The organism is Streptomyces mirabilis, from assembly GCF_039503195.1.
GTDB classification, from domain to species: Bacteria; Actinomycetota; Actinomycetes; order Streptomycetales; family Streptomycetaceae; genus Streptomyces; species Streptomyces mirabilis_D.
Genome location: NZ_JBCJKP010000001.1, coordinates 4,964,564 through 4,986,308, shown reverse-complemented (window position 1 = coordinate 4,986,308; position 21,745 = coordinate 4,964,564). Strand labels below are relative to the sequence as shown.

At 71.3% G+C, this 21,745-nt stretch carries 18 protein-coding genes and 1 tRNA gene; 9 read left to right on the top strand and 10 right to left on the bottom strand.

Going from position 1 to position 21,745, the window contains the following annotated elements:
- Positions 1-139: 139 nt before the first annotated feature.
- Positions 140-1,828: a DoxX family protein gene (locus AAFF41_RS22980; protein ID WP_343324558.1), complete on the top strand. Its 1,689-nt coding sequence runs from the start codon at positions 140-142 to the stop codon at positions 1,826-1,828.
- Between the two features lie 142 nt (positions 1,829-1,970).
- On the opposite strand, the gene AAFF41_RS22975 is transcribed toward AAFF41_RS22980, so the two are convergent.
- The 3 genes from AAFF41_RS22975 to AAFF41_RS22965 form a co-directional block, all read right to left on the bottom strand.
- Positions 1,971-2,702: a nucleotidyltransferase family protein gene (locus AAFF41_RS22975; RefSeq protein ID WP_054232442.1), complete on the bottom strand. Its 732-nt coding sequence runs from the start codon at positions 2,700-2,702 to the stop codon at positions 1,971-1,973.
- Positions 2,703-2,797: 95 nt separating this feature from the next.
- Positions 2,798-3,247 (bottom strand): hypothetical protein, encoded by a 450-nt coding sequence (locus AAFF41_RS22970; RefSeq protein WP_054232443.1) that lies wholly within the window; start codon positions 3,245-3,247, stop codon positions 2,798-2,800.
- A 254-nt stretch (positions 3,248-3,501) separates the two neighbouring features.
- Positions 3,502-4,638, bottom strand: coding sequence for an ABC transporter ATP-binding protein (locus AAFF41_RS22965; protein WP_319748681.1), 1,137 nt, complete (start codon positions 4,636-4,638; stop codon positions 3,502-3,504).
- A 225-nt stretch (positions 4,639-4,863) separates the two neighbouring features.
- On the opposite strand from AAFF41_RS22965, the gene AAFF41_RS22960 reads away from it, so the two are divergent.
- The 3 genes from AAFF41_RS22960 to fxsT all read left to right on the top strand — a co-directional run bounded on the left by AAFF41_RS22960 (position 4,864) and on the right by fxsT (position 10,803).
- Positions 4,864-4,940: transfer RNA gene (locus AAFF41_RS22960), tRNA-Thr, on the top strand.
- Between the two features lie 174 nt (positions 4,941-5,114).
- On the top strand, positions 5,115-6,536 hold the full coding sequence (locus tag AAFF41_RS22955) for a VMAP-C domain-containing protein (RefSeq protein WP_319748701.1): 1,422 nt from the start codon (positions 5,115-5,117) through the stop codon (positions 6,534-6,536).
- Positions 6,537-6,912: 376 nt separating this feature from the next.
- A complete protein-coding gene (gene fxsT, locus AAFF41_RS22950; protein ID WP_319748702.1) occupies positions 6,913-10,803 on the top strand; it encodes an FxSxx-COOH system tetratricopeptide repeat protein in 3,891 nt (1,296 codons plus the stop codon).
- Between the two features lie 29 nt (positions 10,804-10,832).
- Here the strand turns inward: fxsT and AAFF41_RS22945 are convergent, their stop codons facing one another.
- The 5 genes from AAFF41_RS22945 to AAFF41_RS22925 all read right to left on the bottom strand — a co-directional run bounded on the left by AAFF41_RS22945 (position 10,833) and on the right by AAFF41_RS22925 (position 14,397).
- The gene (locus AAFF41_RS22945; RefSeq protein ID WP_343324557.1) at positions 10,833-12,653 is read right to left on the bottom strand and encodes an aKG-HExxH-type peptide beta-hydroxylase; all 1,821 of its coding nucleotides are present in this window, start codon (positions 12,651-12,653) and stop codon (positions 10,833-10,835) included.
- Between the two features lie 17 nt (positions 12,654-12,670).
- Positions 12,671-12,844: a hypothetical protein gene (locus AAFF41_RS22940; RefSeq protein ID WP_165854072.1), complete on the bottom strand. Its 174-nt coding sequence runs from the start codon at positions 12,842-12,844 to the stop codon at positions 12,671-12,673.
- 132 nt (positions 12,845-12,976) lie between these two features.
- Positions 12,977-13,693 (bottom strand): effector-associated domain 2-containing protein, encoded by a 717-nt coding sequence (locus AAFF41_RS22935; RefSeq protein WP_343324556.1) that lies wholly within the window; start codon positions 13,691-13,693, stop codon positions 12,977-12,979.
- Positions 13,630-14,091 carry a trypsin-like peptidase domain-containing protein gene (locus AAFF41_RS22930; RefSeq protein WP_343324555.1) on the bottom strand — a complete coding sequence of 154 codons (462 nt, stop codon included), beginning with the start codon at positions 14,089-14,091 and terminating at the stop codon, positions 13,630-13,632. The genes AAFF41_RS22935 and AAFF41_RS22930 overlap by 64 nt, the downstream gene beginning before the upstream one ends.
- 3 nt (positions 14,092-14,094) lie before the next feature.
- Positions 14,095-14,397: a trypco2 family protein gene (locus tag AAFF41_RS22925; RefSeq protein WP_054232450.1), complete on the bottom strand. Its 303-nt coding sequence runs from the start codon at positions 14,395-14,397 to the stop codon at positions 14,095-14,097.
- Between the two features lie 194 nt (positions 14,398-14,591).
- Between AAFF41_RS22925 and AAFF41_RS22920 the strand changes: the two genes are divergently transcribed.
- A complete protein-coding gene (locus AAFF41_RS22920; RefSeq protein WP_159055261.1) occupies positions 14,592-14,762 on the top strand; it encodes a hypothetical protein in 171 nt (56 codons plus the stop codon).
- Between the two features lie 11 nt (positions 14,763-14,773).
- On the top strand, positions 14,774-16,546 hold the full coding sequence (locus tag AAFF41_RS22915) for an HEXXH motif domain-containing protein (RefSeq protein ID WP_343324554.1): 1,773 nt from the start codon (positions 14,774-14,776) through the stop codon (positions 16,544-16,546).
- Positions 16,547-16,585: 39 nt separating this feature from the next.
- Here the strand turns inward: AAFF41_RS22915 and AAFF41_RS22910 are convergent, their stop codons facing one another.
- A complete protein-coding gene (locus AAFF41_RS22910; protein ID WP_425526144.1) occupies positions 16,586-17,587 on the bottom strand; it encodes an aminoglycoside phosphotransferase family protein in 1,002 nt (333 codons plus the stop codon).
- Here AAFF41_RS22910 and AAFF41_RS22905 point away from each other — a divergent pair.
- From AAFF41_RS22905 to AAFF41_RS22895, 3 genes are all read left to right on the top strand, one after another.
- Entirely contained in the window at positions 17,586-18,239 is a 654-nt protein-coding gene (locus AAFF41_RS22905; RefSeq protein ID WP_101913797.1) for a rhomboid-like protein, read from the top strand. The genes AAFF41_RS22910 and AAFF41_RS22905 overlap by 2 nt on opposite strands.
- A 10-nt stretch (positions 18,240-18,249) precedes the next feature.
- Positions 18,250-19,656 carry an NAD(P)/FAD-dependent oxidoreductase gene (locus tag AAFF41_RS22900; protein ID WP_319748707.1) on the top strand — a complete coding sequence of 469 codons (1,407 nt, stop codon included), beginning with the start codon at positions 18,250-18,252 and terminating at the stop codon, positions 19,654-19,656.
- Between the two features lie 61 nt (positions 19,657-19,717).
- Positions 19,718-20,200 (top strand): GNAT family N-acetyltransferase, encoded by a 483-nt coding sequence (locus AAFF41_RS22895; RefSeq protein WP_054232454.1) that lies wholly within the window; start codon positions 19,718-19,720, stop codon positions 20,198-20,200.
- On the opposite strand, the gene AAFF41_RS22890 is transcribed toward AAFF41_RS22895, so the two are convergent.
- The gene (locus AAFF41_RS22890) at positions 20,189-21,697 is read right to left on the bottom strand and encodes an MFS transporter (RefSeq protein WP_343324552.1); all 1,509 of its coding nucleotides are present in this window, start codon (positions 21,695-21,697) and stop codon (positions 20,189-20,191) included. The genes AAFF41_RS22895 and AAFF41_RS22890 overlap by 12 nt on opposite strands.
- Positions 21,698-21,745: the final 48 nt, after the last annotated feature.

Here is a 21,745-nt window from a genome sequence, read left to right as displayed (position 1 = left end):
GATATCTGAACAGGCGTTTGAGTGGACGTCTGAGTGAGTCACCCCCGTGGGGCAATCGGAATGTTCGGGATGACCTTGACGCGGTCCGGACAGATCGGCACAGTCAAAGCAGTGTCCTAAACACACATCACTCGGTTAGATGAGTGTGGACACCAGAACACCCCGCACACCCACGGGGGACCGCTCGTCGGGATTCGACGACGCTCCCGCGCTGAGCATGGTGAAGGTGCCGAGCGATCCGGCGCAGGTCATCGTCAATCATGCGAGCTTCCGCGTGCAGCTAGGCGGCGCGACGCGGACCCCATCCTCGCGCGTCGCACGGCACTTGAGCGCCGACGACGCCGCGCGGATCCCCGTCGTCGGTACGGCGGGCAGAGCGGGCGGCCCGGCAGCCGGGGCCCGCCGCCGCGCACCCGTCGTCTGGAGCGGGCGGTCCGACCCCGACGACACCGGCGCCCACCGCCTCCTGCAGGCCGTGCGCAGCACCAGCGTGCGCCACGGCGTCGCGGACCCGACGGGCGACGCCGGCGCCACCCAGGTCATCCCCCGCCTCGACGAACACCAGGGCTACGCGGGCGACTTGACCGTCCACACGGCCGAGACGCCCCTCGTCGGCAGCCAGCGCGGCCACGACCACGACTCCGCGGGGACCCGGCTGCTGCCGAACATGCGCAGCGTGGACAGCGCGTACGACGAACCGCGCTACACGGGCGGGCAGTTCACGGCGGAGGACCCCGACGGCGGCTACGGCGGCGGCACGCCGGCCAGGCGGCACGGCTCGGACCCGGTCCGGCACGCCTACTACCCCGGGCGCCGGATGAACCTCGGCGTGGTGCTGCTCCCGCTCCGCGTCTTCCTCGGCTTCATCTCCATCTACGCCGGCATGGGCAAGCTCTGCGACCCCGTCTACTTCGACGGCGGCAAGCGCGGCTCCATGGTCAAGTGGCTGAACACGCTTCACCCTTGGGACGTCGCCGAGCCGCTGCGTCAGTTCGCGCTCCAGCACCCCGTCGGCTCCGGACTCGTCATCGCCTTCCTCCAGGTCATCGTGGGCGTCCTCACGGTGCTCGGGCTGTGGCAGCGGGTCGCCGCCGTGGTCGGCGCGATGCTGTCGGCCGCGCTCATCGTCACCGTCAGCTGGAAGACGGTCCCCGCGTACGACGCGCCGGACATCATCTACCTCGCCGCCTGGTCGCCGCTGATCATCGCGGGCGCGCCCGTCTACTCCGTCGACGGACGCCTCGCGAGCGAGGCCTGGCGCACGCTCGGGCCCCGCGCCGACATCTGGGACCTGCGGTACCGGGTGCTGCGCCGCGGCGCGCTCGTCTCGGCCATCGTCGTCGGCCTCACGCTCCTCATCGGCTCGCTCCTCGGCGGCGCCGTCCGTGACGCCGACCGGGTGGTCGTGCCGGGACCGGGCGAGGCTCCGCGCAACGAACTGCCCGGTTCCCCGCTTCCCGAGGAGCCCGGCACGCCCCAGCACAAGACGACCACTCCCTCGGCCTCGGCCAAGGCGCCCACCCACGGCAGCTCCTCCTCGCCGTCGGGCGCGGCCACCACGCCGAGCGCCGCGGTCCGTGAGACGGGTGGCACGGTCACCAGCGGCCCCAGCCAGACCCAGGGCACCGGCCAGGCCCCGCCGCAGCGGTCCTCGCCGGTCCACCAGGCCCCGAGCACCAGCGCGGGCCCGACGTCCAGCGGTGGCAGCTCCAGCACCGGTGGCAGCGGCTCGGGAGGCGGCACCTCCTCCGGCGGTTCGAGCGGCGGTGGTGGCGGTGGTGGCACCTCCGGCGGCTCGGACAAGCTGGTCGGCGGTCTCCTCGGGTAACGCGTAACGCCCCCTGGCGATACGAGGACGGGCCCCGCACATCAGATGTGCGGGGCCCGTCCTCGTACTGCCGGAAGGGGCTCTCAGCCCTCGTGCTGCCGGGAAGGGGCTCTCAGCCCCTCGTGCCTCCGGGAAGGGGCTCTCAGCGTCCCAGGGCCGCGAGTTCCTTCGCCGCCTCCGTGAGGTCCTTCGCGGTGTCGATGGCGCGCCAGTAGGCGCCCTGCGGGAGCGGGAAGCCGGCCAGGCGGCGTTCGCGGGCCAGGTGCGGGAACGTGGTGCGCTCGTGGTCGCCGCGCTCGGGGAGCAGGTCGGCGAACTCGGCGGAGAAGACGTAGACGCCCGCGTTGATCTCGTACGTGGTCGGCGGGGACTCGATGAAGTCCGTGACGCGTCCGAAGCCGTCGGTCTTGACGGCGCCCCACGGGATGCGCGGGCGGGCGAGGGCGAGGGTCGCGACGGCGTCGCGCTCGGTGTGGAAGTCCGCCATGTCGCGCAGCGAGAAACGGGTCCAGATGTCGCCGTTCGTCGCGTACCAGGGCTTGTCAGGGTGGGGGAGGTGCGCGGCGGCGTACTTCAGGCCGCCGCCCCGGCCGAGCGGTTCCGTCTCGACGACCGTCGTGATGTTGACCGGGAGGTCGGCCGAGTCCAGCCACTTCTGGAGGACCTCGGCGAGGTGGCCGCAGGAGACGACGACGTCGGTGACGCCCTCCTCGGCGAGCCAGGTCAGCTGGTGACCGATGATCGGGGTCCCGGTGCCGGGGATCTCGACCATCGGCTTGGGCCGGTCGTCGGTGTAGGGACGCAGTCGGGAGCCCTGACCACCGGCCAGGACAACGGCTTGAACGGGGCGTGACGCGGCGTTCGGATGGGTCATGCCCGAACTGTACGTGGCGCCCCGCTCACGGCTTCTGTCGGCAACGGTTCCCTTAAACAGCTGTTACCTGACAGAACGGGTGGGACCGGTGTGGCTCAGAGATGCGTGGCCGCGACCCCCGATGCGAAGGACGTGTCGCAGACCGGGCGCGCGAACGCCTGGGCGCGCGTCGGGCCGTACGCGCGGACCGCGGCGCGGCCGAGGGCGCGGGCGATGGAGACGCAGTGCTTGGCGAGCGACGGGCGGCCGTTCACGGCCTCCTGGAGGTGGGTGAGGGCGACGCCCGGGTTCTTCTCCTGGAGCTCCAGCAGGAGCCGGTCGCGCAGCACGTCCTGCGGCGCACGGGAGACGGCACGCGAGGAGACGTCCGAGGAGGAGGCGGTGAGCACCGAGTCCGAGGAGTTCCCCGACCAGTTGACTCGGGTGACCGCCAGAGTCCCGGAGAGCACCAGGACGACAGGCAGAACGAGGGCGAGGGTGCGACCGATCCGGCGCGCGGGGCCACGGCCACGCCGGGTCCGTTGGTTAGTGGTGGAGTGCTTCACGCGAGTGAGGGTAGCGCGGGGTGATGATTTGGCGACATTTAGTAATCAGTTCGGGGGATAAGGGACCGGCTTTCGCTGGGTGGCGAGTTGACGTACAGGGATCGAAATGACCGGCTTGCCGGGGTATTTGTCGACAACGAAGAGAGCCCCACAGCCTGCTGTGGGGCTCTCTTCGTCAACTTGGGTGAATTCGACCGCGGCGCGGTTTCCGTCCCCCGACTTGCTTTTCGCGGTGATCAGGGCGATCGGGGCGATCAGTCGGAGAGGCGCTCGCCCGTGGAGCTCGAGAACACGTGGGTCTCGCCCGGTCGCGGCACGACGTGCAGCGTGGCGCCCTTGTCCGGGACCGCGCGGCCGCTGACGCGGACGACCAGGTCCGTGAGCTTGTCGTCGACCTTGGCGCTGCCGTAGACGTAACCGTCGGCGCCGAGCTCCTCGACGACGTTCACCGAGACGGCGAGGCCGGCCGGGGCGTCCGCGGTGTCCTTGGACAGCGACCTGGCGGCTTCGCCGTTGTGCTCGACGATGTCGAAGTGCTCCGGGCGGACGCCGACCGTGACGGTGCGGTCGCCCTTGTCCGCGGCGGCCTTCAGGGCCTCGCGGTTCACCGGCACGACGGAGTTGCCGAACTTCACGCCGCCGTCCGTGATCGGGACCTCGACGAGGTTCATGGCGGGGGAGCCGATGAACCCGGCGACGAAGAGGTTCGCGGGGCGGTCGTACATGTTGCGCGGCGAGTCGACCTGCTGGAGCAGACCGTCCTTGAGCACGGCCACACGGTCACCCATGGTCATGGCCTCGACCTGGTCGTGGGTGACGTAGACGGTGGTGATGCCGAGGCGGCGCTGCAGCGAGGCGATCTGCGTACGGGTCGAGACGCGGAGCTTGGCGTCGAGGTTCGACAGCGGCTCGTCCATGAGGAAGACCTGGGGCTCACGCACGATGGCGCGGCCCATCGCGACACGCTGGCGCTGACCGCCGGAGAGGGCCTTCGGCTTGCGGGCGAGGTAGTCCGTGAGGTCGAGGATCTTCGCCGCGTCCTCGACCTTCTGGCGGATCTCGGCCTTCGGGACACCGGCGATCTTGAGCGCGAAGCCCATGTTGTCGGCGACCGTCATGTGCGGGTAGAGCGCGTAGTTCTGGAACACCATCGCGATGTCCCGGTCCTTGGGCGGCAGGTGCGTGACGTCGCGGTCACCGATGCGGATGGCGCCTGCGTTCACGTCCTCGAGCCCCGCGAGCATGCGGAGCGAGGTGGACTTGCCGCAGCCGGAGGGGCCGACGAGGACGAGGAACTCGCCGTCCTCGATGTCGATCTCCAGAGCATCGACGGCGGGCTTCTCGGAACCCGGGTAGATCCGGGTTGCCTTGTCGAACGAGACAGTGGCCATGGTGAGGGGCCCCCTTCACCGGCAGGAACGTGCCGGACGATCCGTTGTAAAGGTGGTGTCCACCGCGAAGCCTTCGCGGTGGTGTAGTCCACGAGAGTGAACTGGCTCAGGACGGTACCTGGCGTTCACCTGATCTGTCAGTAGCCAGGGGGCTGTGAACTTCGCGGAAATTTTCGAGAGGGCCCGGCTGGGACCTGGGTACACTGCACGGGCACACGCGTGCAGGCCTCCTTAGCTCAGCTGGTCAGAGCGCCGCTCTTGTAAAGCGAAGGTCGTCGGTTCGAATCCGACAGGGGGCTCCAACAGCGCAAACAACACGGGCATCCCGCGATGAGGCCCGTGGTTTTCCGTGCCATGCCCCGCTTTACGGCCTTACCCTGTTGGGCACCATCAGGGTGCCGCGCCAGCTGTGTGGAGGTAACGGGGTGAGAGGGCGCAGTCCGGATCGGGTCCGCAACGAGCTCATTGTCTCCATCGTGGACGCGTTGCAGGGGTCGGCCACGGTGAGCCAGGGGAGCAGCCGCGAGGTCTGGCGGGATCTGCTGGCCGGTGAACTGGCCACGCCCGTGGAACCCTTCGGCGGTGATCGGCTGCGGCCGTGGCTGTTACAGGTGGTGAAGGAGTGCACGGCCGTCGGTGACGGCCTGGCCTGCCTGGTGCGGTCGCTGGAGTACGTGGAACAGCAGTCGGCGACGGTCGCCGAGCTGTGGCCGCTCGTGGACGAGTGGGAGGCCGTCGACTTCTTCAACAACGCCGATCTCGCTCACCTGCGGCCCGTCCTGCTGGCGATGGGCTCCACGGACCTGGCCGTCATGGCGCGCCGCGCGAGCCGGTCCCGCGTCCAGGAGCTGCCCGGGTGGTGCCAGACGGGGTGGCAGGTCTTCCTGCGGCTGGCGGGCGAGAACTCCCCGGCGGGTGAACTCCCGCCCAGCATGGCCTTCCTGGCGCTGTCGGCCGACCGGCTGATGGAGGACGGCCAGGCGGACGCCGCCGAGGTGCTGCGCCGCTTCAACCGCACCCAGGCCCTCTCTCTGGGCATGGAGGGACTGCTCTCGGACTGGCAGCACTCGGACTTTCCACAGCCCGCGCCCTCCCTCGTCCCCGCGTATCTGATGATCCAGTTCGAGCCGGACCGGATCGAGACGGACCGGTACCACCTCTCGCACTGGCGCCAGTCCGACTCCGAGGGCTGGCACCCCGTGCGCGGCGAGACGGTCCACCTGGGCCGGGAGGAACTCCCGGGCGCGGTGGAGCGGCTGATCGAGGAGGCCGAGGAGAAGTGGGCCGACCTGCGGCAGCCGGTGATCCTCGAGTTCATCCTGCCCTGGGAACTGCTCAACGAGCCGGTGGAGTGGTGGTCGAAGGAGTCCGGCTCCGAGGCCCCGACCCCGCTGGTCATGGACTATCCGGTGGTCGTGCGCAGCATCGAGCGCCTGCAGCGGGCCGCCTGGCACCGGCCCTGGCACCACAAGTGGCGGCAGTTGCGGGAGCGTCCGGCGGACAGTCACTCGCACTGGAGCAGCCCGGCGGAGGACGAGGCGTACTTCTTCCACCTGGAGCGTGAGCTGAAGGAGGACCGGCACGCGGTGTGCCTGGTGCTCAGTCAGCCCCCCGGTGACGACTCGGGCACCGGCCGCCGCGAGATCCTCGCCGGCCTGCGGGCCGGGGTGCCCGCGATGATCTGGCACCGCAGCGACTGCGCGGACCCGAAGTTCCAGGACGCCATCGGCGAGATTCTGCAGGACCGGGGGCTGGGCAGCCTGGCGGAACGGGTCGGGGAGTGGCGCAAGGACGCGCTGGCCCTCGGCCCCGGTGCCTGGGACGGGCACGTGGGTCGCCATCTGGCCATTCTGCTCGACGACCCCGAGCGCAAGCCGAGTCCGCCCGGACCGGTGTAGGCCGTCATGCCCCGACGGCCCGGGACGGGCCTCCGACCGGCGGGCGGAGGCGGATACCCCATGGTCTTGCACACGCCATCGCCGACTGTCACGCTATTGACGAGACAGAGCCACCGGCTGTCCACAGGGGGCAAGTACCATCCGGCGATTGACTTTCGGACCCTTCTGCCGTCTCCTGTGGCCTGCCATGTTGCACCGCAAGCAGACCACTGCCAGGCTTGGCACGTGGATGTCACGCATGCCCGCAGACTGCGGGACTCCTCCTCGGTGCTCCCTCCGTCGTCGGGCATGACCGGACGTTCTGAGGGCGCTTATGCAGTGTGACGACGGTCCACGACCACCATCGGCATCACCGTCTGACGATGCGTCACTCGGTGTGCTGTCGCGCGCCCTGCGTGGCCTCGGGCAGGCTTCTTCCGCGGATCGCCCGGACGTACTGCTCGTGGTCGACGACTACGTGACCATGCGGGTCTGGGACGAGACGGTCACCCGACTGGCCGACGAACTCGGCCGCCAGGAGTCACTGGGCCCGATCACCCGCTTACGGCTGCTGAGTTCGGACGACACCGAGCCGGGCCGGATCCGGCTGGAGCACCTTCCCCCGCCCGTGGGCGAACACCGGGTGGTGCTGGTGCTGACCGACGGGCTGGCCGCGGGCTGGCGTTCGGACGCGGTGCTGCCGCTGCTGCGCGAACTGGGCCGCTCCGAGCCGCTCGCGGTCCTGCATCTGCTGCCCCAACGGCTCTGGTTCCGTACCGGCCTGGACGTCTACCGCATGCGCCTGAGCTCCGGGCGCCCCTGGGCGCCCAACGACTCTCTGGGTTGGGAGCTGCGCACCTCACCCCTCGAACCTGTGGACGACACCACGGCGGCACGGGCCGGCGTGGTGCCCGTCCCGGTCCTGGAGCAGACCGGCCACTCCCTCACCGGCTGGGTCGACCTGGTGACGGGCCGGGCCTCCGAGGGCGTGGAGATGTCGGGCGTGCGGGCCCGCGACTGGAAGCGGCGGCCGGACGCCGCGCGTGCCGTGCCCTGGGTCGACGACGTGCCCGACCCCGCCAGCGCCGTACCCCCGTGGGAGCGCGTGTCGGAGTTCCGGGCCGCCGCCTCGCCCACCGCGTTCGCGCTCGCGACCCGCCTCGCGGCGGCTCCTCTGACGCTGCCCGTCATGAGCGCCCTGACGGCCTCGGTGCCGGGTGCCGGGCCCGCCCACCTCACCGAGCTGCTGATGAGCGGTCTGGTGCGGCCCGCGGGTGCGGACGCCGAGCGCGCGGCCGACGTGGTCTTCACCTTCGGCCCGAACATCCGCCAGGAGTTACTGGCGCTGGCCCGCCGCCGGGACACCATCCGCGTGCTGCACGACGTACGGGTGCTGATGGCGGTCCCGGAGGGCTCCGAACCGTTGCTGCCCGCCGCGGACGAACTTGTCGAGACGACCGGCCTGTCGCCCGTGACCCCCCGGAACGTGGCGTTCCTGCGCATCGAACTGGCCGCGCTGCGCGCCCTGTCCGGACGCTTCCTGCCCCAGGCCGAGCGTCTCGCGCGGGCGCTGCGCGCGTACGACCGGCAGAACACGGTCAACCTGGGCAAGGACACACGTACCCACACGCGGCACCAGGACCCCGCCACCCGGGTCCACCGGGATGCCGCACACGCCCCGAGGGGGCCCGAGACAACTTCAGAAGGAGCCACGACCATGGCGACCACGCAGCAGCCCGCGGTGGAGCGCGCGCGCTCGACGCAGCCGCGCATCTGGGGGAACATCCCCCCGCGCAATCCGAACTTCACCGGCCGCGTGGACCTTCTGGAACGACTGCGGGAGCGCCTTCAGGAAGGCACGACCACCGTGCTGCCCGAGGCCATCCATGGCATGGGCGGTGTCGGCAAGACCCAGATGGCGATCGAGTACGCCTACCGGCATCAGTCCGAGTACGACGTCGTCTGGTGGATCCCCGCCGAGCGCCCCGGCCAGATCGGCCAGTCCCTGGTGGAACTCGCCCAGCGGCTCGGCCTCGGCACCAGCCCCGAGGCCAACATCGCCGGTCCCGCGGTGCGTGAGGCGCTGCGCGAGGGGCGGCCGTACTCCCGCTGGCTGCTGATCTTCGACAACGCCGACAGCCCCGAGCGCGTCCGTGACTACTTCCCCACCGGTGGCAGCGGCACCATCCTCGTCACCTCGCGCAACCGGCGCTGGAGCGTCGTCGGCCCCTCCCTGGAGGTCGACGTCTTCACCCGGGAGGAAAGCAAGGAGCTGCTGCGCCGCTCGGGGTCCCCCGGGGACCTCGACGACGCCGAGGCGGACCGCCTCGCCGAGGCCCTCGGTGACCTCCCGCTCGCCCTGGAACAGGCCGCCGCATGGCGCGCGGAGACCGGGATGCCGGTGTCGGAGTACCTGCGCCTGTTCGAGGACAAGCGCAGTGAACTCCTCGAGGTCTCCCCGCCCCCGGACTACCAGCTTCCGGTCGCGGCCGCGTGGAACGTCTCCCTCGATCACCTGCAGACGCGCAGCGTGGCCGCCCTGCGCCTGCTCCAGCTCTGCTCCTACTTCGCGCCGGACCCCATCTCCCGTTCGATCTTCTCCGGCCTCGGCGGCAGCAGAATCGACTCCGAACTCGATCGTGCCCTCAACGACCCCATGCGGCTCGCCCGCGCCATACGGGAGATCAACCGCTACTCCCTCGCCCGCATTGACCACCGCACCAACTCGATCGAGATGCACCGCCTGGTCCAGGCCGTGCTGATCAACCGCATGACCCCCGAGGAACAGAACCGCATGCGCAATGGGGCCCACACCCTTCTGGCCGCCTCCGACCCCAAGGGGCCCAACCAGTCGGCAAACTGGCCGCGCTACGCGGAGTTGTACGGCCATGTCATCGCGTCGCGCGCCGTCGAGTCCGACCAGCCGTGGGTGCGCGAGCTTGTGATGAACGTCGCCAAGTACCTGTGGTACTGGGGGGATCACAAGGTCGCGCGCGAGTTCATGGAGCAGGCCTGGCAGACCTGGCAGCGGCTGTTCGGCGAGGAGGACCAGCAGACGCGGCTGATGGCGTGGTGGCTGAGTTTCGTCTATCTGAAGGTGGGCCGTTACGACGACGCCTCCCAGCTCGTGGCCCAGCTCAAGGACGTCTACTCCCGCACCGCGCCCGCGGACCGGGAGGACACCCGCGAGGACGCGCTGGAGACCCTGAACCTGGAAGCCGCCGTGCGACGCGTCCAGGGGGACTTCGCCGCCGGGGCCGAGCTGGACGAGGCGGCCTACGACCGGGCTCGCCGTGCCTTCGGCGAGGACGATCCCACCACGCTGGTCACCGCCCACAACCTCGGGGTGAGCCTGCGGCTGGTCGGTGATTTCCAGCGCGCGCTGGAACTGGACCAGCACACGCATGCCCTGAAGGCCCGGCTGTTCGGCCGCGACCACCAGCAGTCGCTGATCACCGAGGCGAGCATCGCCGTCGACGTGCGTGAGACCGGCGACTACGTCGGTGCGCGGTCTCTGCAACAGGCGGTCGTCGACGGTTTCCGTACGGTCTTCGGGGCCGGCAACCCCGCGACCCTGGCGACCGTGCGGCAGCTCAGTGAGGCATGCCGCAAGGAGGGCGACCCCGAAGGCGCGCTGGAACTGGCCCGCGAGGCGTTCGACCAGTTCGCCCGTCGGTACGGCGACACGCACCCCGAGTCCCTGACGGCCTCCCTCACCCTGTCGGTGGCGCTGCGGCACAACGGCGAGCTGGAGCGGGCTCGTGACCTGGGCGAGAAGGCGTCCGGGCGGTTCCGTGAGCTTTTCCAGCCCGATCACCCGCACGCTCTGGCCGCCGACATCGACCTGGCGGTGACGCTGAGGCTGCTGGGACGGGTACGGGAGGCGAGGCAGCTGGACGAGACGGCGCTGGAGTCGCTGACCGGGCGGCTCGGGGAGAGCCATCCGATCGCGCTGGCCTGTGCGATCAATCTGGCGAGCGATCTGAGCGCGCTGGGGCTGGAGGACAAGGCGCGCGAGCTGGGTGAGAAGACACTGGAGCTGTGCCAGGACCAGCTGGGCGAGGACCACCCCACGACCCTGGTGTGTGCGGCCAACCTCTCGCTGGACCGTATCGCCGTGGGCCAGAGGACGGACGGGGAGGCGCTGCGGGCGGCCACCCTGGAGAGGATGGAGCGGGTGCTGGACGGACCTCGGCTTCGCTCTGCCGAGCCTGCACCTCACCCGGCCACGTTGCAGACTCGGGCGATGGAGCGGGCCAACTGCGACATCGATCCGATGCCCTTGTGAGGTGAGCGGGGCGTGCGGGGCACCCGGTGTTACCGGGTGCCCATCGGTACCGCGAGCCAGGTGGCCAGGCGTACGGGGTTCGGTGGGGTGGCGGCTGACCGTAACAGGGACTCGTGGACCGCTCGTGCCCGTTCCGGCCAGTGGCACAGCAGGCGGGCCGCTGCCGGTTCGTCGGCCGTTGCCTTGAGGGCGTGGCCCAGGCCCGACCAGGCTCCTGCCCGGCCGGGCTCCCCTGCCAAGTGGGCCACGTAGGCGTGCCGGGCTGCCGTGGGGTCGCCTGCCGCCAGCAGGGCGTCGCCCGGGAGGGCTCCGGTGACTCTGGCCATGGTCTTCTCGGGCGCTTCGGACCACGGTCGGCCGTCGTCCGTGCCGCTGAGGTGGTAGCGGACGAGCATCGCCAGGCTGTCCAGCCAGCGGACGGACGGGTCGGGGACGAGTTCGGGCTCAGCAGCCAAGGAGGCGGGCGGGCCGTCCGCCTCGGCCAGCCAGGCGCGTACCGTCTCCTCCACCGCCGCTGCGGCGGGCCGCAGATGGTGGGTGCGCCAGCGGGCGACATGGTCGGCGGCGCACAGGCGGGCCAGGGCCAGTTGCTCCTCGGGCACCGGTTCCTCCAGCCACCCTGCGCAGCGGTTGCGCAGGGTGTCCAGCAGGGCGCCGCCGAGTGGTGTGAAGCGCGGATGGCGGTGGATCTGCTCGATCGCCGTTGCCACATGTGTCCGCCACAGCGCGAACTCGAAGTGTGCCATGGCCTGCTGCGCCCCGGCGGCCCGCCGGTGGGCGTGCCAGAAGCCGGCGATCCCCGCGAAGGCGTAGATGCCCTGGAGCAGCCCTTCGAGAGGCCGGGGATCGTCCCGCCAGGGGGCGTACCACAGCTCAGTACTTTCGTCGGCGTCGTGGGTCAGGAGCGGCGTCAGATGCAACAGGCCGCCCAGTTTGGTGTGCTGGAACTCGTGTACGAGGGTGACGGCCAGTTGTACGGCGTCGTCCGGCTCCGAGGCCTCGATGCCGCCGAAGGCGTCCCCCGATGTCACGCTGCGTGGCCGAAACCTTTCCCTGGCCGGCGTCGGGCTCAGGGAAAGAACTCCCCGTTGCATGGCCTCGGCCGTCCCGGGCTGCTCCCGCAGCAGCACCTCCCAGGCCCGCTCCAGCACGTGCCGCCACTGCGCCGCGGCCGCCTCGGACAGCGGGCGCGGCTCGGTCGGCCACGGGTAGGTCCGGTACGGGTCCACGTCGTCCAGAGCCACCTGCAGCTGCAGCTTGTCCGGGCCGACCGAGAGCCGGCGCACCGGATGCCATCCAGGTCCCGCCGAGTGGGGAGGGACCGGTACGACGACCGTGGCTCCGGACGTTTCGACCACGGCGCGTCCGGCCTCGGCCCGTACCGTGGCCGTTGTCCAGGGCTCGGCCACGGGCAGTACCGCACAGCCGAGCGTCGGCAACGGCACCCTGCCGTGCCGCACCGGCACCTCGATGGTGAAGTCGAGCTCCGCGCGTAGCGCTGCCGCGGCGGCGAGTGCCGCGACATGGCCGAGCACCACCCACGGGGGTGGCTCGTCCTGCGGTGACGTCCCGCGCAGCCTGCGCAGCGCGGTGGCCAGCCACATGCCCGTCTGCGGATACATGAGCAGCTCGTCGACGACGTGGGGGGCGCGGCGCTGCGCCTTGATGAGCAGGTCCCAGGCGGGACCGAGGTCCGTGGCGTCGTCGAGGATCCGCAACAGCAGCAGACGGCGGCTGTGTTCGGCCCCGAGCAGGAGGCCGAGGGTGTCCGGGCCCCCCTCGCCACCGGCCAGTTCGGTCAGACTGTCGGGCGGCAGGCGATGATGCGGCAGCGTTGGCTCAGCGCGCATGGGCAGCCCCGGCGGCCTCAGTCGAACCGCTCCGCGTTTCCGCCTTCGAAAGTGCTGACACTGGCCAGCGGTCGGTCGATCCCCTGCTGCAGTTCCTCCAGCGACGCGGCGAGCACCTGGCGGTCAATGGAGCGCAGCGTTTCAAGAGATACCCCCGCGAGATCGACCAGGCTGGACTCGACGGCGGCCACAGACGGCTCCATGACGGCCAAACCCCTTCCCCCCCGGCTGCGTTTGTGGATGCGGGCTGCTCACATCCCCCTGATAATGGCCCGCTGCGCGGAGGATGAAACCCCGCGCCCTCGGGGCGGCGCGATATCAGGTCAGCGGCTCTCATCGGCTCGACGGTGGCGCCGGGACAACTCCACCGCCTCTTCGTCCATGCGGGCCACCCCGGCGGAGTCGCCCTCCATCAACCGTATCGCTTCGAGGAGTTGGTCCAAGGTCCCCGGGTAGCGCAGGCAGGTCCGCAGGATTCCGAACACGTCCGGTCTCAGTGCCGGTGTCCTCGGACTCATGGCCGCGACGGCCGGGTTGATGCTGCCCAGGACCAGGGCCAGGGTGGTGCGGTCGCTCACCGTGGGCAGTGCCGTCAACGCGCCCACCAAGCCGTCGAGTTCGCGCAGCGGCAGGTCGTCGCGCAGGTCGGCCAGGGTGACCGGGCCCGCGGCGGCGGTCGGCGCGGACGGGATGCGGGGCAGCTCGGGCGCCGACGCGGGCAGGCCGGCGCACTCGTGCAGCAGGGCCAGTTCGGACCTGGTCAACAGCTCGTACCAGCGGTCCACGCGGACGGCGGCGAGGCGGCCGAGACCGTCCGTGCGGTGGTGCGCGCTGACCAGGCCGACGATCGCGTCGTCGTGCCAGACCGCCGCGCCCGACATGCCCTCCCAGGGCGACCGGTCGGGCTCGGCGTCCGACTCGGGCGGGGTGACGGCGAGTTCGAGCGTGCCTTCGCGGCGGTTGGACAGCACCGAGGTCATGCCCGTCGCGTGGCAGGAGTCGCGGTACTGGGACGCCGAGCCGTCGTCGAGCCGTCGCATCCGGTCCTCGCGCAGCTTGAACCGGGGAAGCCCATCGCGCTGCACGGCAGGACGAGGTCCGCGTCGGGCACGGCCCCGTACGAGGGGGGTTCGGTCACGGCCGCGTGGACGCCGTGCGGCGCGGATCCGTCCAGCTCCAGGAGCGCCACGTCGGCCTGCTCCGAGGCCAGCACCACCCGGGCGGCCACGGTCCACTCGTCGGCGCGGTCGGCCTCGAACCGTACGTCGGTGGCTCCCGTTCTCGCGTCGCGGACGACGTGTGCGGCGGTGAGCACCCACCAGGGACCCACCCGGTAGCCGGAACCGCGCCGTCCGGGGCCCCGCCCCGCGAGCGGTCGCACCATCACCTCCGCCACCCGGAGCGGATCCAGTCCGCGGCGCGGATCCTGTGCCGCCACGGCTCAGCGCTCTCGTTCGGCCTCGGCCCCGCCCACCCACGGGGCCCGTCCGCCGCCGCTATGGGTGCGCGGGTCGAGCGTCAGCTTCACCCGGTGCGTGACGCTGTCCGCCACCCGTCCGTCCGCCCCCGCCTCCACCACCCAGAAGCGGATCTTGCCGCCCGCCGTCGCCGACCGCTCCACGACCACGGCCGCCTCCAGCTCCACCGGACCCACCTCGAAGTACAGATCCTCCCCCTCCGCGGCCGTCCGGGCCGCGGTCAGTTCCCTGCGCAACTCCTCGATCAGTTCAGCGAGTTCAATCACACCCGGTCCCTACCCCACCGCGCGTGCTCCCACCGCCCCTCCGTCACCCGATCCGGGCCGATTCCGCGCTGTGGCCCTGCGTGACGGCGTTGATGCAATAGGGTCACCCAAGTAGCCTGAAATCCCTGGAAACGCCATATTCAGTGATATCTAAGGCATTGTTCGCATCACCTCACTGTCACAGGGGCGCCGCCATGGAGAAGTCCGGAGTCGAGTCCGAGCTGATCGACCTCAGCGACGTTCCGCTGGACGCGTGGCCCCAGCTGGACCTGCCGTCCGCGCAGGGCTCCATGCGCCGGCTGCTCAGCCGTATCGACGACCCCGCGAGCAGCCTCGGCGGCTACAACCCGCAGCGCGACGCGTAGCGGCGCGAGAGGTGCACCAGACGGACCGGTCCCACGTCCTGCCCCACGTTCTGCCACACGCCCTGCCGTCGCGGTCGTTCGACGAACTGCTGTGCGGTGGGGGCGGACCCGCGACGGTGGACCGCCTGCGTGCGAGCGAGCGGAGCTGGCGGCTGCTCGTCGTCCGGGCCCTGCTGGACTCGGCCGCGACGGCACCGGCAGGCCCCCTGCCCCCCTTGGCCGACGGCTGGAAGTTGCTGTCGCGTGCCTGGGCCGTGTCCAAGGAGGCGGCGGAAGACCTGCTGGGGTATCCGGCCGTGGGCGTGTGGGCGGCGCACACGCTGCGTCGGCTGCGCGGGACCGCCCAGGACGACGCACCCCTCTGGGCGGACACCGGGCACCTCCACGCGATCGCCGCCGCAGCGGCCGTCCGCGTCGGCCTGGAGTTCCGTACCGACGTCCCGGTCCGCCACGGCTGGGTGGTCCTGCCCGCGCTCGGGGCGATGCGGGTGCCCGGCCGGGCGGACTGGGACGTGGCCGAGGTCGGCGCCTTCGCGGGATCCGTGCGGATCGCCGGGCGCCCACTCGGGGGGCCGGACTGGCATGCCCTGACCGAGCTGCGCGCCGACGGCTGCACCCTGCTTCTGGACGACACCGACCCCTACCGCGACCTGCGCGGACCGGCCGGGGTGGAACCGATCGACTCCACCGCCGAGTGGCAGGAACTGTTCGGCCCCGCCTGGGACATCCTGCGGCGCACCGACACCGAGGTGGCCGAGGCGCTGGCCGGCGGGCTGGTGTCGGTGGTGCCCCGTCCGCGCGCCGAGAGGTTCCGGCCGCACAGCGCGTCCTCGGGCGACGCCTTCGGCACCGCCCTGGCATCGGCCCCGGACGACGCCGAGCAGTTCGCCTCGACGCTGGTGCACGAGTTCCAGCACAACAAGCTCAGCGCGTTCATGCACCTGTTCACCCTGTACGAAGACCAGGGCACCCGGCTCCACTACGCCCCCTGGCGCGACGACCCCCGTCCCCTGGGTGGGCTGCTCCAGGGCGTGTACGCCTTCTTCGGCGTCACCGCGTTCTGGCGGCGGCGCGGCCACGCCCTCGGACAGTTCGAGTTCGCGCTGTGGCGCAGCCAGACCGCGTACGCGCTGCGCGCCGTCGGATCGGCGGACGGGCTCAACGATCTGGGACGGCGGCTGGTGGCCGAGCTGACGCGGCGCCTCGAACCCTGGCTCGACGAACCGGTCGACGCCCGGGTCCGGACCGCGGCGGCCCTGGCGGTCGCCGACCACCGTGCCACCTGGCGCGCCTGCCATCTGCGGCCCGAGCCGGGGATCCTCCGCGCCCACGCGACAGCCTGGGCCGCCGGAAACCCGCTGCCCAGGACGACGGACGAGCCCGAGGCCGTGCCCGTCCCGGGCAGTCCGGCGCGGGGCATCGACACCCGGGCGGTGCTGCTGCGATGGCTGCTGGCGGACCCCGCGGGCTTCGCGGCGCTGCGGGAGGACCCCGGCGCGGTGGTCGCCGGAGCGCGCCTCGAGGACATCGCGCTGGTGGAAGGCCGCACCGCCGAGGCCCTGGGCGCGTTCCGTGCGCGCATCGGCCGCGGCGACGGCGACCCCGAGACCTGGGTGGGGCTCGGCCTCGCGGCACGGGCCGCCGGAGACCCGGCGGGAGACGGTCTGCTGGCCCGCCCGGAACTGGCGATGGCCCTGCACGGCGAACTGGACGGACAGGCCGATCCACTGGCACTGGGGCGCGCCCTCGCGAACGGGGCCCGAGCCGAAGGGCGACCCTTTTAGGTCGCTTTTGCGCCGCTTCAGGCCCCGCTCAGGCTCCGTTCAGGCCTCGCGCGGGGTGCCCCGCAGCCGACGCGCGATCTCCAGCTGGACCGCCTCCAGCGGGCGGCCGTCCTCGATTTCCCACAGAGTGTTCTGTAGGACACGGCCGAGGGTCCAGGCACGGGCCCGCTCGCGATCCAGGCCCATGACGTCGGTCATCGCGTCGAAGCGCCAGCGGATCTCGGCGGGCTCGAAGCGGTTGCCGAGCGCCGGGCAGAGGTCGAAGCCGGGGTCGCCCGCGAGCGGCTTGGGGTCAATGGCGACCCAGGACCCGCGGCCGACGGAGCGGGCGCCCCCGTCCTGGAGGCGGTCGGGGACCTGGAGACCGTCGGGGTCCTGGAGGTCCTGGAGGTCCCGGAGGACGTTGTCGTAATGGAGGTCCCAGTGGAGGAGACGGTCACCCGGCTCGGTCGCCACCTCGCGCACCGCCGCCGCGCAGTCCTCGACGAGACGACGCTCGGCCGGGTCCGCGATCAGTTTCAGGGCCCCCGGCACCCGCTCCAGCATGGCCGCCGCGATGTCACCGAGCCGCCGCATCCCCTCCGGCGCCGGCACGGCCGTCAGCCGGGCCAGCAGCCGCGCGACGACCAGGGCGGCCTCGCGTGTGTCGGGGAGGTGCGTCAACATGCGGGTGTGGTCGAGCCGTTCGAGCAGCAGGGTGCAGGTGGCCTCGTCATGGGCGAGGAGGCGTACGGCCGCGCCACCGTCCCAGACACGCAGGGCGGTCGGCTCACCCGCGCTCTCCTCGTCCAGGAGCTGGAGCTTGAGCACGGCCGGGCTGCCGTCGGCCCGCAGCACCGGCAGGACCAGCGCCGTGACACCGTGCATGGAGGGGCCGTCGAGACGCAGCTCCCAGCGCGCCAGGAAGTGCGCGGCCCGCTCGGGCAGCCCGGCGACGAAGGCGCGCCCCGCCGCTCCGTTGTACTTGTCCTGCGAGGCGGCCAGACCCACCGGAACGTCGATCACGGAGCCGAGCCTACGTGCGGCGGTGAGGCGGCCCATGCGCGTTGACGGGGCCCTGCACCGCGCCGGGAGCTACCTACGCAGTGCCCCCGGCACCTACGTGTGGCTGGCGGTCCTCTTCGTCAGCACAGTGGCTCTGCACCACATGTCTCCGGATTTCGAAGAGGACTTCCTGCGCCAGCGGTCCACGAACATCCACGAGCTGTCGGACAACCCCGTACGGGTGCTGATCACCAGTGCGATGTGGATCGACGGCGGTCTCTGGCTGCCGTACGCCGTCCTGTTCACCGCTTTCCACGCCCAGGCGGAACGCTGGCTGGGCACCCTGCGCTGGCTGGCGGTCGCGGTGGCCGCGCACGTCCTGGCGACACTGATCAGTGAGGGAGCGCTGCTGGGCGCGATCAAGCGCGGGGCGGCGCCGCACTCGGCGGTCGACACCCTGGACATCGGGGTGAGCTATGCGCTGGCGGGCGTCGTAGGGGTCCTGACATACCGCGTCGCGGTGCCGTGGCGGTACCTCTATCTGGTGGTGATCCTCGCGGTCTACGGCCTGCCGCTGCTCACCGGCCGCACCTTCACCGATTTCGGGCATTTCATATCGATCCTGATAGGTCTCTGCTGCTATCCACTGGTCAGAGGCCGCGGAAAAGCATGGAATCCGAAGGAGACACTGGCCACCCTCAGGGGTTAACGTCCCGCCCATGAGCAGCACAGGAAGCGGCACGGTCAACGGCGGCATCTCCTTCTGGTACGCGGACGACGGTCTGCCCGAGCCCCGCGAGCCCCTGGGGGGCGACGCGACCGCCGACGTCGTGATCGTCGGCGGCGGCTACACGGGCCTGTGGACCGCGTACTACCTCAAGAAGGCGGCCCCCTTCCTGCGCGTCACCGTCCTGGAGCAGAAGTTCTGCGGCTACGGCGCCTCCGGGCGCAACGGCGGCTGGCTCTACAACGGCATCGCGGGCCGCGACCGGTACGCCAAGCTGCACGGCCACGAAGCGGCGGTCCGTCTCCAGAAGGCGATGAACGAGACGGTCGACGAGGTCGTCCGGGTCGCCGCCGAGGAGGGCATCGAGGCGGACGTCCACCAGGGCGGCGTCCTCGAAGTGGCCTACACGCCTGCCCAGCTGGCCCGCCTGAAGGCCTTCCACGAGCACGAGCTCTCCTACGGCGAGAAGGACCGCGAGCTCTACGGCGCCCGGGAGACCGTCGAGCGCGTCCGGGTCGCGGACGCGGTCGGCTCGACCTGGACCCCGCACGGGGCGCGTCTGCACCCGGTGAAGCTCATCAAGGGGCTGGCGGCGGCGGCCGAGGCACTCGGCGTCACGATCCACGAGAAGACGCCGGTCACGGAGATCCGCCCGAAGCACGCGGTCACGCCGTACGGCACTGTGCGCGCCCCCTACGTCCTGCGCTGCACGGAGGGCTTCACGGCCTCCCTGAAGGGCCAGAAGCGCACCTGGCTGCCCATGAACTCCTCCATGATCGCGACCGAGCGGCTGACCCCCGAGCAGTGGGCGACGATCGGCTGGGAGGGCCGCGAGACGCTCGGCGACATGGCGCACGCCTACATGTACGCCCAGCGCACCGCCGACGACCGCATCGCGCTCGGCGGCCGGGGCGTCCCGTACCGCTTCGGCTCGCGCACCGACAACGACGGCCGCACCCAGCAGGCGACCATCGACGCCCTCCACGAGATCCTGGTCCGCTTCTTCCCCTCCCTGGCCGGCGTACGGGTGGCGCACGCCTGGTCGGGCGTTCTCGGCGTCCCCCGCGACTGGTGCGCCACCGTCACCCTGGACCGCTCCACCGGCCTCGGCTGGGCGGGCGGCTACGTCGGATCCGGCGTCGCGACGACGAATCTCGCCGCGCGCACCCTGCGGGACCTGATCCAGCAGGACTCGGGCCAGGCGGGCCCGACCGACCTGACCGCCCTCCCATGGGTCGACCACAAGGTCCGCAAGTGGGAGCCGGAGCCGTTTCGCTGGCTGGGCGTGCAGGGCATGTACGCCACCTACCGCACGGCCGACCGCCGCGAACTGACCACACACAGTGCGCAGTCGTCGCGGCTCGCGCGGATGGCGGACCGCGTCGCGGGCCGGCACTGACCACCGGGCGGACCTCTGTCCCTCTGCGAGGGGTCTTTCACGTGTGTGTGAAACTGCGCCCATGATTCGCACCGCGACCCCCGACGACATCCCCGTCATCCACGCGATGGTCCGTGAACTCGCCGAGTACGAGAAGGCGCCGGACGAGGCGAAGGCCTCCCGGGAGCAGCTGCACGAGGCGCTGTTCGGGGAGCGGCCGGCCGCGTTCGCGCACATCGCGGAGGCGGCGGGGGAACCGGTCGGCTTCGCGCTGTGGTTCCTGAACTTCTCGACCTGGCGCGGGGTGCACGGGATCTACCTGGAGGACCTGTACGTCCGGCCCGAGGCGCGCGGCGGCGGGCACGGCAAGGCGCTGCTCACCGAGCTGGCACGGATCTGCGTCGAGCGCGGGTACGAGCGTCTGGAGTGGTCGGTCCTGAACTGGAACCGGCCTTCCATCGAGTTCTACGAGGCGTTGGGCGCGCGTCCGCAGGACGAGTGGACGGTGTACCGGCTGACGGACGGCGCGCTGCGGGAGCTGGGGAAGCCGGGTTCAGGGGACTGACTCGGGCACGGGGGCCGGTGCGGTCGCGTGTCTGGGGGTCCTCGCGGTGACCATGAGGCCCGCGACCAGACCGGCCAGGAGCATGATTCCGGCGGCCCACCAGATGGCGACCGTGTAGCCGTGCACGACGCCCTCGCGGACGATCAGGGCTTTCCGGGCGGGGTCGGTGAGGTGCGCGGCGATGTACGCCGCGCCGCTGGTGGTGGCGATGGTGTTCAGCAGGGCCGTACCGATCGAACCGCCCACCTGCTGTGAGGTGTTGACGGTCGCGGAGGTCACGCCGGAATCCTGTGGGGCGACCCCGGCGGTGGCGGTGGCGAAGACCGGCATGAAGATCAGGCCCATGCCGAGGCCCATCAGGATCAGACCGGGCAGCAGCCGGCCCGCGTAGTCGGCGTCGACCGTGAGGCGGGTGAAGAACAGCATCCCGGACGCCGCGAGGAGCGCTCCGGGGACCATCAGCACGCGCGGTGCCACGCGGCGCAGCAGCCGCGCCGAGATCTGCGTCGTACAGATGACGATCGCGGCCGTCATGGGCAGGAAGGCCAGGCCCGCCCCCACGGGCGAGTATCCGAGGACGACCTGCAGGTAGTAGGTCATGAACAGGAAAATGCCGAACATGCCGATGACGGCGAGGGCCATCGTCAGGAAGCAGCCCGCGCGCGTGCGGTCCTCGATGATGTGGAGCGGGAGCAGCGGGCCCGGGGCCCTCGTCTGCCAGTACACGAACGCGGTCAGCAGCACGATTCCGCCCGCGAGGAGGGCCAGCACCAGCGGGTCCGTCCAGCCGCGGGCCTCCGCCTCGCTGACTCCGTAGACGATCGTGACCAGTCCGCCGCAGCCGAGCACCACACCGGGGATGTCGAGCCGGGCGCGGGCGTTGCCCGGGGGGTCGGGCAGCAGCGCGAACGCGCCGAAGACCCCGATGACGGCTATGGGGATGTTGACGTAGAGGCACCAGCGCCAGTTCAGGTACTCGGTCAGCAGCCCGCCCATGATGAGTCCGATCGCCGAGCCGCTGCCCGCGAGGGCGCTGTAGACGCCGAAGGCCTTTCCGCGCTCCTTGGGTTGGGTGAAGGTGGTGGTCAGCAGGCTGAGCGCGGAGGGGGCCAGGACGGCGGCGAAGGCGCCTTGGAGAGCGCGGGCGCCGTAGAGCATGGCGGAGTTGCCCGCCGCGCCGCCGATCGCGGAGGCGGCCGCGAAGCCGATGAGGCCGAAGACGAAGGTGCGTCTGCGGCCGACGAGGTCCGCGATCCGGCCGCCGAGCAGCAGGAGACCACCGAAGGCCAGCGTGTACGCGGTGATGACCCACTGCCGGTTGCCGTCGGACATGCCCAGGGCGCGCTGTGCGGAGGGAAGCGCGATGTTCACTATGGTCGCGTCGAGGACGACCATCAGCTGCGCGAGGGCGATGATCACCAGGCCCCACCAGCGGCGGGAGTCGGCGCCTTCGGAGGTTCCAGGGGCGCCGCGTTCACCTGATCGGGTGGCGCTCACTTGCCCAGAAGACCATGAATTGGTATGTATCGCATCTTACCGGGCAGT

Excerpts from the sequence above, each read along its gene's own strand:
- AAFF41_RS22920 (WP_159055261.1), top strand. The coding sequence starts at position 14,592 with ATGGAGAAGTCCGGAGTCGAGTCCGAGCTGATCGACCTCAGCGACGTT.
- AAFF41_RS22975 (WP_054232442.1), bottom strand. The coding sequence starts at position 2,702 with ATGACCCATCCGAACGCCGCGTCACGCCCCGTTCAAGCCGTTGTCCTG.
- AAFF41_RS22935 (WP_343324556.1), bottom strand. The coding sequence starts at position 13,693 with ATGCGACGGCTCGACGACGGCTCGGCGTCCCAGTACCGCGACTCCTGC.
- AAFF41_RS22895 (WP_054232454.1), top strand. The coding sequence starts at position 19,718 with ATGATTCGCACCGCGACCCCCGACGACATCCCCGTCATCCACGCGATG.
- AAFF41_RS22910 (WP_425526144.1), bottom strand. The coding sequence starts at position 17,587 with ATGGGCCGCCTCACCGCCGCACGTAGGCTCGGCTCCGTGATCGACGTT.
- AAFF41_RS22905 (WP_101913797.1), top strand. The coding sequence starts at position 17,586 with ATGCGCGTTGACGGGGCCCTGCACCGCGCCGGGAGCTACCTACGCAGT.
- AAFF41_RS22965 (WP_319748681.1), bottom strand. The coding sequence starts at position 4,638 with ATGGCCACTGTCTCGTTCGACAAGGCAACCCGGATCTACCCGGGTTCC.
- AAFF41_RS22900 (WP_319748707.1), top strand. The coding sequence starts at position 18,250 with ATGAGCAGCACAGGAAGCGGCACGGTCAACGGCGGCATCTCCTTCTGG.
- AAFF41_RS22980 (WP_343324558.1), top strand. The coding sequence starts at position 140 with ATGAGTGTGGACACCAGAACACCCCGCACACCCACGGGGGACCGCTCG.
- AAFF41_RS22945 (WP_343324557.1), bottom strand. The coding sequence starts at position 12,653 with ATGCGCGCTGAGCCAACGCTGCCGCATCATCGCCTGCCGCCCGACAGT.